We start from the raw sequence: 14169 nt of genomic DNA, 5'->3' as shown, positions 1-14169 counted from the left end.
TCGCCGCAGTGCTCGGGCTGCTCTGGTTCCTGCAGCGCCGGGTGTCGAAGACCCAGGCGCGGCGCCGTGACGCGGAGGCGATCACGGTGCTCGGACGCCAGGGCATCGGCCCGAAGGCGCAGCTCGTGGTCGTGCAGACCGACGACGCGCGCTACGTGCTCGGGGTCACCGAGCACGGCGTGAGCGTGGTCGACCGTCTCCCCGTCCGACCCGAGCTCCGGGACACCTCGGAGACGACATCCGCGTCCGAGCGCGATCCGGTGAGCGACGACGCCGAGTTCGACCGCATCCTCGCCGCGGCCGCCCTCACCGGCAACCCGGCAGCGGGCACCGCCGCACCGGAGCTCCGTCGCCGCGTACGGCACCGCAACGACCCGCTCCGCGGTTCCATCCTCTCCCCCGATACCTGGCGGCAGACCGCCGAGGCCCTCCGGCGCGCCCGATGAGCGCGAGCCGTGCCGTCGATCGCGCTCGCGCCTCGCGGCTCCTCGTCGTCGTCGCGGGCGCGATCCTCCTGGCCCTGGTCCTCGTCGTCGTCACCGGCGGCGCCGCGCACGCCGAGATCACCCCGGACGACGGGGAGGGCGTGACGATCGACATCAACGGGATCGACGGCGGGCCGTCCGGATCGATCCTCACCCTCCTGGGGATCACGCTGCTGTCGGTGGCTCCCGCACTGCTTTTGATGATGACGTCGTTCACGAAGATCTTCGTGGTGCTCGCCATGACCAGGAACGCGCTGTCCCTCCCCACCATCCCGCCGAACCAGGTGCTGGCCGGGCTGTCGCTCTTCCTGTCGCTGTTCATCATGTGGCCGGTCCTGACCGAGATCAACACGCTGGCCGTCCAGCCGTACATCGACGGCGCGCTCACGTTCACACAGGCCGTCGACGTCGGGCAGGGCCCGCTGCGGGAGTGGATGCTGCACTACACGCGCGAGGAGGACCTCGCGCTGATGACCCGTATGGCCGCGCAGGACAACCCGGAGGACCCCGCGAGCGTGCCGATGTACACGCTCATCCCCGCGTTCATGATCTCGGAGCTCCGGGCCGCGTTCATCATCGGCTTCGTGATCTTTGTGCCGTTCCTCGTGATCGACCTCGTGGTGGCCGCGGCGCTGATGTCGATGGGCATGATGATGCTCCCGCCGGTCATGATCTCGCTGCCGTTCAAGATCCTGCTGTTCATCCTCGTCGACGGCTGGGGGCTCATCATCAAAGCCCTCCTGGAGAGCTACGGAGGTGTGGGATGAGCCCCGAGGCCGTCCTCGACATCGGCGCCCAGGGGCTGCTGATCGCGGCCAAGCTCGCCGCACCGATGCTGATCACGGCGCTCGTGGTGGGCTTCGCGATCTCGCTGCTGCAGTCCATCACCCAGGTGCAGGAGGTGACGCTGTCGTTCGTGCCGAAGATCGTCGCCGTCGGCATCGCCCTGCTCATCGCCGGGAACTGGATGATCGCCGAGATCATCGCCTTCACGAACGAGATGTTCGCCCGCATCCCGTCACTGCTGAGCGGATGAGCCCGTGTTCATCCCGATCGACTTCGCGTGGCTGGAGGCCACGCTGCTCGCCGCCGTGCGGATCACGGCGTTCATCATGATCGCCCCGCCGTTCTCGTATCGGGCGATCCCGGTGCGGGTGAAGGCGATGCTCTCGATCGGACTGTCCCTCGCGGTGGGTGCCGCGGTCGCCCCGGGCTACGAGAGCCTCGACACGGGGCCGTTCCTCGGCGCACTCGTGATCCAGCTCCTCACCGGTGCCCTGCTGGGCTTCCTCGTGCTGCTCTGCTTCTCCGCGGTGCAGGCCGCGGGCAGCCTGATCGACGTGTTCGGCGGGTTCCAGCTCGCCCAGGCCTTCGACCCGGCGGCGATGGTCAACGGCGCGCAGTTCACCCGGCTGTTCCACCTGACGGCGCTCACGCTGCTCTTCGCCTCCGGCGGCTATCAGCTCATCCTCGCCGGGCTCGCCCGCAGCTTCGACGCCGTTCCGGTCGACGGCATCTTCCGTGTGGCGGGACCGACCGAGCTGCTCGTCGACGGGGTGTCCCAGATGGTGCTGGCGGCCGTACAGATCGCCGGCCCTCTGGTGCTGGTGCTCTTCCTCGCCGATGTCGGGCTCGGGCTCATCACGCGCGTGGCGCCGGCACTCAACGCCTTCGCGATGGGCTTCCCGGTCAAGATCCTGCTGACACTCCTGCTCGCCGGTGCCGTGTACGTCGCGTTCCCCGGCATCGTCGACGGCCTCGCCACCCAGGCCTTCCGCATGATGCAGGGGGTGACGCCGTGAGCGGGTCGGACAGCGGCGAGCGCAGCGAGAAGGCCACCGAGAAGCACCTCCGCGAGGCCAGGCAGAAGGGCAGGATCGCCCGGAGCCAGGACCTGACGGCGTGGCTCGGCATCGGCGCCGCCGCCGTCATGATGCCCGCCGCCATCGCCGCGGGGACAGGCGCCGGCACCGAGCAGCTCATCTCCCTCACCTCGCTCATGCAGGCGCCCTCACCGGACGCCGCCCTCGCGGCCCTCGGGCGGGCCCTCGCCTCGGTGCTGCCGACCCTGGGGGCGCTGCTCGCCGCGGTCGCGATCGTGACGCTGTTCGGTGCGGTGGTGCAGGGCGGCGTGCATCTGCGGAAGCTGTCCGGGCGCTACGAGCAGTTCAACCTCGTCTCCGGGGTCCGGCGGGTGTTCGGCCTGCAGGCCCTCTGGGAGGGGGCGAAGGCCCTGCTGAAGACGGCCGCCATCGCCCTCGCCCTGTGGGTCGTCATCGCCGGCCTCATGCCCGTGCTCACCGCGAGCGGCGCCCACTCCATCTCCCGGCTGCTCGGCACCGCGGCGGACGGGACCGCCGCGCTGCTGCAGACCGCGATCGCGGTAGGCCTGGTGCTCGCGGCCATCGACCTGTTCGTGGTGATGCGTCGCAACCGCAAGCACACCCGCATGACCAAGCGCGAGGTGCGCGACGAGAACAAGAACTCCGAGGGCGATCCGCTCATCCGTCAGCAGCGCCGGTCGCGCCAGCTCGCGGTGAGCCGCAACCGCATGATCGCCGCGGTCGCCGGCTCCGACGTCGTGGTCGTCAACCCCACGCACATCGCCATCGCCTTGGGGTACGACCCCGGCACATCCGCGCCGAAGGTCGTGGCGAAGGGCAGCGGGGTCATCGCCGAGCGCATCCGCGAGAAGGCGCTCGAGTCCGGCGTCCCCCTCGTCCGTGACGTCACCCTCGCCCGAGCCCTGCACGCCGCGTGCGAGCTGGGTCAGGAGATCCCCGAAGACCTCTACAACGCCGTGGCACGCGTGCTCGTGTTCGTCGACGCGCTCCGGCGCCGAGGCGCCGCCCGCGGCATCCACTCTCTCCCGTATCGGAGGACCGTATGAAGAAGCTGCTCATCACGCTCGGGGTGCCGATCGGCGTCGTCGGCATCATCATGCTGCTCGTCGTTCCGGTGCCGCCGTTCCTGCTCGACGTGCTGATCATCCTCAACATCATGTTCGCGCTGGTCATCCTGCTGACCTCGATGTTCGTGAAGAAGCCGCTCGACTTCTCGGTGTTCCCCTCGCTGCTGCTCGTGGCGACGCTGTTCCGGCTGGGGCTGAACGTCGCCTCCACCCGCCTCGTCCTCGGCGAGGCATATGCGGGACAGGTGATCGAGGCGTTCGGGGCGATCGCGGTGGGCGGCTCGCTCATCATCGGCGCCGTGGTCTTCCTCATCCTCGTCGTCATCCAGTTCGTCGTGGTGACCAAGGGTGCAGAGCGCGTGGCCGAGGTGGGCGCCCGGTTCACGCTCGACGCGATGCCGGGCAAGCAGATGGCCATCGACGCCGATCTCAACGCCGGCCTCATCAGCGACACCGAGGCCCGCGAACGCCGGGCGGAGGTGGCGGCCGAGTCCGACTTCTACGGGGCGATGGACGGCGCCTCGAAGTTCGTCAAGGGCGACGCGATCGCCGGACTCGTCATCATCATCATCAACCTCGTCGGCGGCATCGCGATCGGCCTCGTGCAGCACGGCATGTCGATCGACCAGGCGGTGAGCACCTACAGCCTGCTCACGATCGGCGACGGCCTCGTCACGCAGATCCCCGCCCTGCTCATGGCGGTCTCGACCGGCATGATCGTCACCCGCTCGACCGCCGAGGCCGAGATGGGATCGGCCGCGTCCACGCAGCTCGGCCAGTCGCGCAACGCCCTCATCATCGCGGGATGCGCGGCCATCGTCATGTCGCTCATCCCGCACATGCCGATGCTCCCCTTCCTGGTGATCGGCGCCCTGCTGCTCCTCATCGCGCAGCGCATCACCGCGACCCGCAAGCGCGAGGAGGCGGAGGCCGCACAGGCCCCGGCTCCCGCGCCGGTGGACCAGCCCGAGGAGCTCATCGAGCGCATGCGGGTGCATCCTCTAGAGATCCTGCTCGCCCCCGACATCGTCGACCTGGTCACCGGCGGACCCGACGACCTCCTCGCCCGGGTGAAGGCGCTGCGGCGCCGCATCGCACTCGACCTCGGTCTGGTCACCCCGCCCGTGCGCACGAGGGACAGCATCGAACTCCCCCAGGCGACGTACGTCATCCGCATCGCCGGTGTCGAGACCGGACGCGGCACCGCGCCCACCGGGTCGGTCCTGGCCCTCGGGCAGGGGCTGGACAGCCTGCCGGGGACCGCCGCTCTGGACCCGGTGTTCGGTCTCGAGGGCAAGTGGATCCCGATGGAGATGCGTCACAGCGCGGAGTTCGCCGGGGCGACGGTGATCGACAGGGCGAGTGTCATCATCACCCATCTGTCGAGCGTGATCCAGACGCACGCCGCCCGGCTGCTCACCCGGGAGGACGTCCGCCAGCTCACCGACGCCCTGAAGCAGGTCTCCCCGTCGGCGGTCGAGGAGCTCACGCCCGCCCTGCTCTCGCTCGCGGAGGTGCAGCGGGTGCTGCAGGGCCTGCTCGCCGAGCGCGTGCCCATCAACGACCTCAGCCGCATCTACGAGGCGCTCGCGCTCCGTGCCAAGGTCTCCACCGATCCGGAAGGACTGATCGAGGCGGCCCGTGCCGCGCTGGGCCCTGCCATCGCCTCCCGCTTCGCCGAGGACGGCACGCTCCGGGTCGTGATGATCGCCCCGCTGCTGGAGCAGGCGATGCTGGAGAGCCTCCGCCCCGGCGACGAGGGCTCTCAGATCGTCTTCGATCCACCGCGGATGGAAGCGGTGATCGCGTCGGTGAAGCAGGCCGTGGCCGCGCAGACGGACGGCGGAGAGCCGGTGCTCGTGTGCGCACCATCGCTGCGCCCCGCCGTGCGGCGGCTGGTGTCGGCGCAGACCGACGGCCTCCCCGTGCTCTCCTACAGCGAGGCGACCGCGGCCGCCCTCACGATCGAGACGATCGGGGTGGTCCGGGACTCGTCCACCGCGTCGCTCGGGGCCGCCCCCGCCGCACCAGTAGGCTGAACGAATGCTGGTGTTGACGAGGCGGATCGGTGAGAGCGTACGCATCGACGGCGAGATCGAGGTCACGCTGCTCGACATCAAGGGCGACAGCGTGCGCATCGGCGTCAAGGCCCCGCGGGAGACCCGCATCCAGCGCACCGAGATCATCGAGGCCGTCGTCGCCGAGAACGTCTCCGCCGCCGCCGACACCGACGCGAGCGCCGCGGACGCCATCACCGCGGCACTCGCGCGCGGGCGCGAGAAGCAGACCCCCTAGGCCCGCTCGCCCCGCGGGGCGGTGGCGGAGCGCTCCGCCGCGTTCCGCACGGCGTGCAGGGTCGCGGTCAGCACGGAGCGGTCGCGCCCGGCCGCCCAGCCCGAGCGCACGCCGTCGCGATACTCGATCAGGGTGAGCGCTTCGCTCCCAGCCCCCGATCCGATGCTCGTCTGGTGCAGACTCAGGACTTCGACGGGCAGGCCGATCCCTGCGAGCGCCGTGCCCAGCGCCTCCACCGGACCGACGCCGTCATGGCGGGTCCGTGTCTCGACGCCGTCGGCGTGGAGCGTGATCGTCGTGCACCCTCCCGCGACCTCGGCCTCCGCTCGCAGCGTCGTCGGGCTCGTGCTCGCGAGGTAGGCGGCATCGAAGATGGCCCATACCTCCGCGGCCGAGACCTCGCGTCCCGTCTGCTCGGTGCGCTGCTGGACGTGACGAGCGAGGTCGATCTGCAGGCGCCGCGGCAGCTCGATCCCGTAGGCGTCCTCCAGCAGGTAGGCGATGCCGCCCTTCCCGGACTGCGAGTTGACGCGGATCACGGCGTCGTAGCTGCGGCCGATGTCCGCCGGGTCGATGGGAAGATACGGCACGCGCCATTCGATGTCCCGTTCCGCGCGGCCTTCCCTCGCAGCACGGGCGCGATGTTCCGCGAACCCCTTCCGGATGGCGTCCTGATGGGTGCCCGAGAAGGCGGTGTGCACGAGGTCGCCGGCATACGGGTGCCGCACATGGATGTCGATGCCGTTGCAGTGCGCGACGGTCCGGCGGATCTCGTCGATGTCGGAGAAGTCGATCATCGGATCGACGCCCTGCGCGTGGAGGTTGAGGGCGAGGGTCACGAGGTCGACGTTGCCGGTGCGCTCCCCGTTGCCGAAGAGGCACCCCTCGACCCGCTGCGCGCCGGCGAGGACGGCGAGTTCCGCGCAGGCGACGCCGGTACCGCGGTCGTTGTGCGGATGCACGGAGAGGATGACCCCGTCGCGACGCCCGAGGTTGCGGTGCATGTACTCGATCTGGTCCGCGTAGACGTTCGGGGTCGCGACTTCCACGGTCGCGGGCAGGTTCAGGATCACGGGACGCTCCGGGGTCGCGTCCCACAGGGTCGTCATCGCCCCGCACACGTCGAGGACGAAGTCCGGCTCGGTGAGGGTGAACACCTCGGGAGAGAACTCGAAGCGGACGTTGTCGAGGTCTCCCGCGAACCGCAGCACGTCCTCCCCTCCGGCGAGGATCAGCGCGATGAGCCCCTCACGGTCCTGTCCGAGGACGACGTCCCGCCACGTGGGCGCGGTAGCGGTGTACATGTGGATGACGACGGGATTGCGGATGCCGCGCACGGACTCCACGGTCCGTTCGATGAGTTCGCGTCGCGCCGGCGTGAACACCACGATCGTCACGTCGGCGGGAGCGAGGTCGGTCTCGGCGAGGAGCCGCACGAAGTCGTAGTCCGTCCGGGAGGCCGAGGGGTAGCCGACTTCGATCTCCTTGTAGCCCATGGCGACCATGAGCTCGAAGAACCGTCGCTTGCGGGACGGGTCCATCGGCTCGGCCAGCGCCTGGTTCCCGTCGCGGAGATCCACCGGGACCCAGAGCGGTGCCTGCGTCAGTCGCGCGCTCGGCCAGGTCGGGGTCTCCAGCGGAACGGCGACGCGGGAGTACACGTCTCGATAGCGGTTCGAGGGCATCTGCGAGGGCCGCTGCCGATTCCAGTGCGGAGCGTCGTCGGGCAGGACACCGGAGGGAGTCGAGAAGGTCGGGAAAGCGCGGGACGGGGTCATGGTCTGGTTCCTGTTCGGATCGCGGGGAGGGCGACCGACGCGTGCTGCGGCTCCACGACGAGGAGCCGGTCTGATCAGGCCCCGCCGTGGCGGCGAAGGAGGAGGAACCGGAGCGTGCGCATACGGGCACTCTACCACAACTCCTCAGACAAGCAGAGAAGTACGTCGGATGCGAGAATGGGCCCATGACGACCGTGCGCCGCGAATCCCTCGCCGAACAGGCCGCCGAGCTCCTTCTCGCACGCATCGGAGCCGGCGAGTGGCAGGTCGGCGGCAAGCTGCCGGGCGAGACGACGCTCGCTCCGCAGCTCGGGGTCGGAAGGTCGACGGCCAGGGAGGCGATCCGGATCCTCGCGGGGCGAGGCGTGCTCGCCACACGCCAGGGCGCCGGGGTCTTCGTCACGGCCACGGAACCCGCCGCGAGTTGGGATGCCGTCCTCGATCGCGCCGACATCATCGCCGTCCTCGAGGCCCGCACCGCGATCGAGGTCGAAGCCGCGGCTCTCGCCGCCGAGCGCCGGACCTCCGCAGACCTGGACGAGCTGACGCGCACGCTCGCGGAACGTGACCGTCGTCGCACGGACGTCCGCGCGCACGTCGAGGCGGACATGGCCTTCCACCGCGCCGTCGTCGTCGCGTCCGGCAATCCCGTGCTGCGGGAGCTGTTCGACGGCTTCGCCCCCCGCTCGCTGCAGGCGATGATCGACATGCTGCGCATCCGCGGCCATCACGGCGACGATGCCGACCAGGAGGCGCACGCGCGAATCGGCGACGCTATCGTCGCGCGCGACCCGAGAGCAGCCGCCGCCCTGACGCGCGAGCACCTCGACACGACGAAGAGGCTGTTCGGCTGACGCCGGAGGGCCTGGTCACACGGCGGCCAGGTCTGTCTCCTGCGCCCGCTTCCACTGATCCCCACCGGCATCGCGCGCCCGGCACGCCGCCGATGCCGCCGCCGCGACGAGAGCGTCGTAGTCGTACCCGGCGACGGATGCCGTCGCCCAGCCGATGCTCGCGGAGGAACGGATGCCGGTCGCCGGCGCGTCCAGGTCGATGATCGACACGGATCCCAGGATCGCCCGCAGATGGAAGCGCACCGCCTCGTCGCTGCCGTGGATGAGGACGATCGCGCGGTCGTCGGCGACCCGTTCCGCATCGGCGGTCGCCGGGAGCGCGTCGCAGATGTCCGCGTGGAACCGGTCCGCGATGCGTCGGAACCCGGCGCTGCTCGACGCCTCGCGGAGGTCGGCGGGATCGTCCAGGCGGACGTCGAGGACCGACCACGCGGGGTCCTTCTGCGCTGCCGCCTTGCGCAGACGATCCCTGGCACGGTTCGCGGCGCCGTCGGTCCCCGGCGGCGCGCTCTCCACCCGCACGAGGAGCACGAGCGTGAACGCCGCGCAGGTGCTCATGACGATCGTCCCCAGGGCGTTCACTCCGCGGAGCGCGCTGAGCTGCTCCTCGGTGCTCACGCCCCCGGAGACGAGGGCGGACCCCGCGCTGACGACGGCGACCACCACGAAGCCGCACGCGGCGAGCGCAAGCGGCAGGACGATGTCCCGCGTCGCCGCCTGCCCACGCGTCAGCTCCCAGGCGAGCAGCCCGGCGAAGACCGCCATCGCCAGGAAGACGACGTGGAACACCGGCAGATACCAGCGCGTGCCCGCCGTCAGGATCAGGGCTGCGGGCACCCCGACGAGCGCGACGATGACCGGAAGCCAAGGTGCCGTGCGCTCGAAATGCATCCGCACGCCGATCCACACCAGTGGCACGAAGCAGACGACGATGGCGGACGCGGCCGCCCGCAGCACGGGGCTGCCGGTGTGGTGCCCGGCCAGCCACAGGTAGGCGCCGAGCATCCCGATACCGAAGGCGACCCCCCAGACGATGGTCGCCCTGCTCGGTCGGGCGAGAGTCGCGAGACCGACGACGACCGCGGTGAGCACGGTCACCACCGCCACCATGCTCGTGGTGACATCGACGCTCACGGGCACGAGCGGTGTCATACGGGGTCCTCTTTCGTTCGTCGGGGGAAACGGACGGTGACGGTGGTGCCGACGTCCACCTCGCTCGACACGAGGATGACGCCGCCGTGCGCGACCACGATGTCCCGCGCGATGCCCATGCCGAGCCCGGTACCGGGGATGCCGCCGCGCACGGCACTGTCGGCGCGGAAGTACGGCTCGAACAGCCGCGGCAGCTCGTCCTCGGAGATGCCGATCCCCGTGTCCGCCACCGTGACCTCCGCATGGCCGTCGGACTCCACCAGCCGTACCGTGATGCGGCCGCCTCCCTCCGTGTACTTGGCGGCGTTGCCCAGGAGGTTGTCCACCACCTGACGCAACCGGAACGCGTCTCCCGTGATCACCACCCGCTCCGCCCCATCGAGCACGAGTTCCTGGCGCGCGGCGCCCATCAGGGGCGCGAACGATGCGGCGGACTCCTCCACGACCACGCGCAGGTCCACCGGCTCGAAGGGGTCGTGCGAGATCCGCCCCGTCTGAGCCTGCATGCTCGTGACGAGATCCTGCAGCCGCTCCCCGGCGTCCGCGATGACCTCGATCTGCGCCGGCACCCGGCCGGGGAGGTCGTCGCGCTCCCGTAGGAGCTCGACATGGCCGATGATCGCCGTGAGCGGGTTGCGCAGCTCGTGGGAGATCACGGCGGTCAGCGCCCGACGCTCCTCGGCGGCCTCGAGGAGGGCGGTGACGTCATCGATGACGACGAGGGTGATGCTCTCCCCCTCCCGGGCACTTGCGATGGGCTGGGTGGTCACGGCCAGGGCATGCCACTGCCCTGCACCGTCGTACAGCCACACCCGCTCCTCCCGCATCTGCTCCCCCGCGGCGGCTCGTGCCAGCGTGGTGCGCTCCGGCGTCAGAGCCGTTCCGCGCCGCGCGTCGTACTCGACGGAGGCCGACGGGAGCGCTGTGCCGAAGCGGTCGCGGCCGTACAGGGCGCGGTAGGCGTCGTTCATCTGCAGGACGCGGCCCGCGGAGGTGACCACCACCAGCGCGATGCCCAGCGCGTCGATGACCTGCGTGACGCGCTCCTGGTTCGTCTCGGCCCGCTCCGCCGCCCTGTTCACCTGTTCGGAACGGCGCTGCAGGAGCCGCCGCGCCGCACCGGAGCGCTGGGCGCCGATACGGACGGTCACGCCGAGGAAGCTCAGGGTGATGACGACGGTGAGCACCCGGAGCAGCACGTCCTCCGGCGGCCCGGAGCGGTCCGCGAAGAACACGAGGCAGCCGCCGCTGAGGACGATGCCGACGAACACCCAGGGCATCGAGAAGTAGGTCGCCAACCAGACCACCGGGAACACCCAGAGGAAGCCGAGCCGGAGATCCGGCACGTTCGTCGTCAGTCCCACCCCGAGCACGTCCAGCAGCGGGAGGACGGTCACCGCCGTGCGCGGCAGGCGCCGCCAGGGCACCATGAGCGCCACCAGGGTGGTGACCACGATGAGGCCGATCCCCCCGATGAACAGCGGGATCGCGAGGGTCTGCGGCTTGAAGCCCGCGACCATCACCACGATGGCGACGATGCTCGCGGTGAACACCAGCTGCCACCGCCAGATCGAGACCGTGCGGATCATCAAGGCCCGCCTCCCGGTCGATCCTCAGCATTCACGCAAGATTACTCAAAGATCGTCACTTCGCGCTCTTCAGGTGGCCTTCCCGTCCTACGATTCTGAGTGGGAGCCGACGCTGCGACTGGGGATTTCGCAGAAGCTGGGGCCGCGCGAGTGGGGATTCGCAGGCATCCGGGGCCGCGGTGGGGGAGCCGCGGCCTCGACCCCTCTCCTCAGACGGGCCGGTCGTCGGAGGTCAGACGGTAGCCGACGCCGCGCACCGTCTCGATGTAGCGCGGGGCGTTCGGGTTGTCACCGAGCTTCCGGCGCAGATTGGCCATATGCGTCTCGATGGCCCGTTTGTCCGGCTCGCTCACCCGGTCGAACGCATCTCCGGAGAGCCCGCGCAGCCCTCGTGCGAGGTCGGCTTTGCTGCAGACTCTGCGGCCGGCCTCGAGGAGCGCGGCGAGCAGGTCGAACTCGGTGGGGGTGAGTTCGACGGGGCGCTGGGAGACGAGCACGAGACGCGTGTCGAGGTCGAGGCTGAGGTCGCGGTGCACGAGCCCTCGCCAGGTGGCGACGGTGGCGTCGGCGGCGGCGATGACCGGCAGGGACGCGCTCGACGCCGCGGAGGCCGTCGAGACGGTGACCCGGGGCGGCGGTGCGCTCGCGGCCGCGGGCGTCCCCTTGTCCGCCGCGGACAGGCGGGTACGGCGGAGGAGCGCCTCGATCCGCGCCCGCAGCTCGCGCGGCCGGAAGGGCTTGACCAGGTACTCGTCGGCACCGGAGGTGAGGCCCAGCACCACGTCCGACTCCTCGGCGAGGGCGGACAGCATGATGATGAAGGTGTCGCTGACCCGTCGGATGCGTCGCGCGACCTCGAACCCGTCGATGCCGGGGAGGTTGATGTCGAGGGTGGTGATGATCGGGTGGTGCGCCGCCACTGCCGCGAGACCGTCCGGACCGGAACCCGCCAGCACGGTGCGGAAGCCCGCGGCGAGGAACACCTCGTCCAGGAGCGACCGCACACCGGGGTCGTCTTCGATGATGACCGCGACCAGCGGCGTCTCCCCCGTCACGCGCGCTCCTCGCGGGCGATCGTGACGAAGCGCGGCGCGTCGGCGTCCAGCTCCGAGGGGTCGAGGTCGTCCTCGTCGTCGCCGCCTCCGACGGGGCGTTCGATCTCGACGTCCCACCAGGCGTCGGCGAGGTCCTCCGCCATGCCGCGGCCCCACTCCACGACCACGACCGACCGCTCCAGATCGAGGTCGAGGTCGTCGAGTTCGGCGGCGGAGCCGAGGCGGTACGCGTCCACGTGCACGAGCGGCGCTCGGCCGACCAGGGACGGGTGGGTGCGGGCGATCACGAAGGTCGGGCTCTGCACGGGCCCCCGCACGCCGAGCCCTTCGGCCAGACCCCGGGTGAACGTGGTCTTACCCGCCCCCAGGGGTCCGGTGAGGATGAGCAGGTCGCCCGGTTCGAGCTGCTCGCCGATGCGCAACCCGAGCTGCTCCATCTCCTCGGAGGTGGCGATCTGCCGGCGTCCGAGGAACGCCGGGTCCAGGCTCACGTCGTCCTCCGCGGCACCCGGTGACCGATGCGGGTGACGATCTCGTAGCCGATGGTGCCGGCGGCCTCCGCCCAGTCCGCGGCCGAGGGCACGCCGAGGGTCGGGTCCCCGAAGAGAGTGACCTCGTCGCCGACCGCGACCGGGGCGTCGCCGACGTCCACGACGAACTGATCCATCGCGATCCGTCCCACGTTCGTGTAGCGCCGCCCTCCGATGGACACGGGCAGTCGCCCCGAGGCGCTGCGGGGGACGCCGTCGGCATACCCCAGCGGCACGAGCGCCAGGGTGGTCTCCCGGTCCGTGCGGTGCGCGTAGTCGTAGGAGACCCCGGTGCCGGCGGGAACGCGCCGCACGGCGGCGACCGCCCCACGAAGGGTCATGGCCGGACGCAGGCCCAGTTCCGCCGAGGAGCGGTCGTCGAAGGGCGAGAGGCCGTAGGTGCCGATGCCGATGCGGACGGCGTCCAGTCGCGTCTCGGGAAGGTCGATGGCGGCGGCCGTGGCGGCGATGTGGCGGATCTCGGGTCGCACGCCGAGAGCGGCGGCCTGCGCCACCCCTTCCTCGAATCGGGCGAGCGCGGCACGGTCGTCGGCGGGCGAGGCGTTGGAGAGGTGGCTGAAGAGTCCCACGACCCTGACCCGTCCGATGCGCTCCAGGCGAGCGGCCTCCGCGAGCACCGTCCCCCAGTCGTCGGGGGCGATGCCGTTGCGCGACAACCCGGTCTCGAGCTTCAGGTGCACGGCGACCGGGCGGTCTCCGGATGCGGCGGCGGCCGCCGCCTGCAGCTGGTCGTATGACGAGATGCCGAGCTCGATCCCCTCGGCGGCCGCCTGGACGAAGCGCTCCCCCGGAGCGTGCAGCCAGGCCACGATCGGGGCGTGCACGCCCTGACGCCGCAGCTCCAGTGCCTCCGGGATCTCGGCCACGCCGAGGCGGGTGGCGCCGGCGGAGAGAGCCGCCACGGCGGCCGCGGCGGCACCGTGGCCGTACGCGTTCGCCTTCACGACGACGAGCACCTCCACGCCGGTCAGGCGACGGAAGTGCCGCACGTTGTCGGCGATCGCATCCAGGTCGATCGTCGCCTCGCGGAACGGGACGGTCACAGCGGGGCTCCTTCGGCGACGACGAACGCGGCAGCCAGACCGGCGTCGTGGGTGAGGGTGAGGTGCAGCGTGAGGATGCCGCGCTCCTCGACCACCGCGGCGGTGGATCCGGACAGGACGAAGTGCGGTCGTCCTGAGGGCTCGGAGGCGATCTCGATCTCGGTCCAGTGCACGCCGTCGGAGCCGCCGAGGGCCTTGATCAGCGCTTCCTTCGCGGCGTACCGCGCGGCCAGGGACGGCAGGCGGAGCTCCCGTTCGGACGGGGCGAACAGCCGCTCCCGCAGCCGCGGGGTCCTGGTCATCGTGCGCTCGAACCGCGGGATGTCCACGAGGTCGATGCCGGTGCCGATGATCACGCGTTCAGCCTACTCGGGCTTCCCCACCCACCCCGTTACGAACGCCCCACCCCTCTGCGTGCGCACGCAGAGGGGTGGGGCGAACAGAACAGGGTGGGTC

15 protein-coding genes are annotated in these 14169 nt (G+C 70.9%); 8 read left to right on the top strand and 7 right to left on the bottom strand.

What is annotated here, in order from left to right:
- Positions 1–8 precede the first annotated feature (8 nt).
- From AB0310_RS00510 to csrA, 7 genes are read left to right on the top strand one after another with little or no spacing between them, the layout of a single operon-like run.
- Complete coding sequence (locus tag AB0310_RS00510) at positions 9–446, top strand: FliO/MopB family protein (RefSeq protein ID WP_232089187.1); 438 nt, start codon at positions 9–11, stop codon at positions 444–446.
- Positions 443–1252 (top strand): flagellar type III secretion system pore protein FliP, encoded by an 810-nt coding sequence (gene fliP / locus AB0310_RS00505; protein ID WP_187663397.1) that lies wholly within the window; start codon positions 443–445, stop codon positions 1250–1252. The genes AB0310_RS00510 and fliP overlap by 4 nt, the downstream gene beginning before the upstream one ends.
- Positions 1249–1521 carry a flagellar biosynthesis protein FliQ gene (gene fliQ / locus AB0310_RS00500; RefSeq protein WP_025104366.1) on the top strand — a complete coding sequence of 91 codons (273 nt, stop codon included), beginning with the start codon at positions 1249–1251 and terminating at the stop codon, positions 1519–1521. Before fliP ends, fliQ begins: the two co-directional genes overlap by 4 nt.
- 4 nt (positions 1522–1525) lie before the next feature.
- Positions 1526–2287, top strand: a complete 762-nt coding sequence (locus AB0310_RS00495) for a flagellar biosynthetic protein FliR (RefSeq protein WP_366236357.1) — start codon at positions 1526–1528, stop codon at positions 2285–2287.
- Positions 2284–3375 carry an EscU/YscU/HrcU family type III secretion system export apparatus switch protein gene (locus tag AB0310_RS00490; protein ID WP_366236356.1) on the top strand — a complete coding sequence of 364 codons (1092 nt, stop codon included), beginning with the start codon at positions 2284–2286 and terminating at the stop codon, positions 3373–3375. The genes AB0310_RS00495 and AB0310_RS00490 overlap by 4 nt, the downstream gene beginning before the upstream one ends.
- On the top strand, positions 3372–5435 hold the full coding sequence (locus tag AB0310_RS00485; RefSeq protein WP_187663394.1) for a flagellar biosynthesis protein FlhA: 2064 nt from the start codon (positions 3372–3374) through the stop codon (positions 5433–5435). The genes AB0310_RS00490 and AB0310_RS00485 overlap by 4 nt, the downstream gene beginning before the upstream one ends.
- Positions 5436–5439: 4 nt before the next feature.
- A complete protein-coding gene (csrA, locus tag AB0310_RS00480) occupies positions 5440–5691 on the top strand; it encodes a carbon storage regulator CsrA (RefSeq protein WP_025104370.1) in 252 nt (83 codons plus the stop codon).
- Here csrA and AB0310_RS00475 read toward each other — a convergent pair.
- On the bottom strand, positions 5688–7376 hold the full coding sequence (locus tag AB0310_RS00475) for a 2-isopropylmalate synthase (RefSeq protein WP_490096424.1): 1689 nt from the start codon (positions 7374–7376) through the stop codon (positions 5688–5690). The genes csrA and AB0310_RS00475 overlap by 4 nt on opposite strands.
- A 278-nt stretch (positions 7377–7654) precedes the next feature.
- Here AB0310_RS00475 and AB0310_RS00470 point away from each other — a divergent pair, with 278 nt between their 5' ends.
- Complete coding sequence (locus tag AB0310_RS00470; RefSeq protein ID WP_187663392.1) at positions 7655–8323, top strand: FadR/GntR family transcriptional regulator; 669 nt, start codon at positions 7655–7657, stop codon at positions 8321–8323.
- Positions 8324–8338: 15 nt separating this feature from the next.
- On the opposite strand, the gene AB0310_RS00465 is transcribed toward AB0310_RS00470, so the two are convergent.
- From AB0310_RS00465 to AB0310_RS00440, 6 genes are all read right to left on the bottom strand, one after another.
- Complete coding sequence (locus AB0310_RS00465; RefSeq protein ID WP_366236354.1) at positions 8339–9475, bottom strand: hypothetical protein; 1137 nt, start codon at positions 9473–9475, stop codon at positions 8339–8341.
- A complete protein-coding gene (locus AB0310_RS00460; RefSeq protein WP_259953055.1) occupies positions 9472–11064 on the bottom strand; it encodes a sensor histidine kinase in 1593 nt (530 codons plus the stop codon). The genes AB0310_RS00465 and AB0310_RS00460 overlap by 4 nt, the downstream gene beginning before the upstream one ends.
- Positions 11065–11273: 209 nt before the next feature.
- Positions 11274–12119: a response regulator transcription factor gene (locus AB0310_RS00455; RefSeq protein ID WP_187663389.1), complete on the bottom strand. Its 846-nt coding sequence runs from the start codon at positions 12117–12119 to the stop codon at positions 11274–11276.
- A complete protein-coding gene (tsaE, locus tag AB0310_RS00450) occupies positions 12116–12610 on the bottom strand; it encodes a tRNA (adenosine(37)-N6)-threonylcarbamoyltransferase complex ATPase subunit type 1 TsaE (RefSeq protein ID WP_366236353.1) in 495 nt (164 codons plus the stop codon). The genes AB0310_RS00455 and tsaE overlap by 4 nt, the downstream gene beginning before the upstream one ends.
- Positions 12607–13713 (bottom strand): alanine racemase, encoded by a 1107-nt coding sequence (gene alr, locus AB0310_RS00445; RefSeq protein ID WP_363445516.1) that lies wholly within the window; start codon positions 13711–13713, stop codon positions 12607–12609. The genes tsaE and alr overlap by 4 nt, the downstream gene beginning before the upstream one ends.
- Positions 13710–14069, bottom strand: coding sequence for a holo-ACP synthase (locus AB0310_RS00440; protein WP_187663387.1), 360 nt, complete (start codon positions 14067–14069; stop codon positions 13710–13712). Before AB0310_RS00440 ends, alr begins: the two co-directional genes overlap by 4 nt.
- Positions 14070–14169 lie beyond the last annotated feature (100 nt).

It is taken from the genome of Microbacterium meiriae, from assembly GCF_040702565.1.
GTDB lineage: Bacteria > Actinomycetota > Actinomycetes > Actinomycetales > Microbacteriaceae > Microbacterium > Microbacterium meiriae.
This window is presented reverse-complemented; position numbering and strand designations above follow the sequence as displayed.

What these genes read in the sequence shown, in the direction of transcription:
- AB0310_RS00460 (WP_259953055.1), bottom strand. Translation starts at nt 11,064, where the DNA reads ATGATCCGCACGGTCTCGATCTGGCGGTGGCAGCTGGTGTTCACCGCG.
- fliQ (WP_025104366.1), top strand. Translation starts at nt 1,249, where the DNA reads ATGAGCCCCGAGGCCGTCCTCGACATCGGCGCCCAGGGGCTGCTGATC.
- AB0310_RS00465 (WP_366236354.1), bottom strand. Translation starts at nt 9,475, where the DNA reads ATGACACCGCTCGTGCCCGTGAGCGTCGATGTCACCACGAGCATGGTG.
- AB0310_RS00475 (WP_490096424.1), bottom strand. Translation starts at nt 7,376, where the DNA reads ATGCCCTCGAACCGCTATCGAGACGTGTACTCCCGCGTCGCCGTTCCG.
- fliP (WP_187663397.1), top strand. Translation starts at nt 443, where the DNA reads ATGAGCGCGAGCCGTGCCGTCGATCGCGCTCGCGCCTCGCGGCTCCTC.
- csrA (WP_025104370.1), top strand. Translation starts at nt 5,440, where the DNA reads ATGCTGGTGTTGACGAGGCGGATCGGTGAGAGCGTACGCATCGACGGC.
- AB0310_RS00470 (WP_187663392.1), top strand. Translation starts at nt 7,655, where the DNA reads ATGACGACCGTGCGCCGCGAATCCCTCGCCGAACAGGCCGCCGAGCTC.
- AB0310_RS00485 (WP_187663394.1), top strand. Translation starts at nt 3,372, where the DNA reads ATGAAGAAGCTGCTCATCACGCTCGGGGTGCCGATCGGCGTCGTCGGC.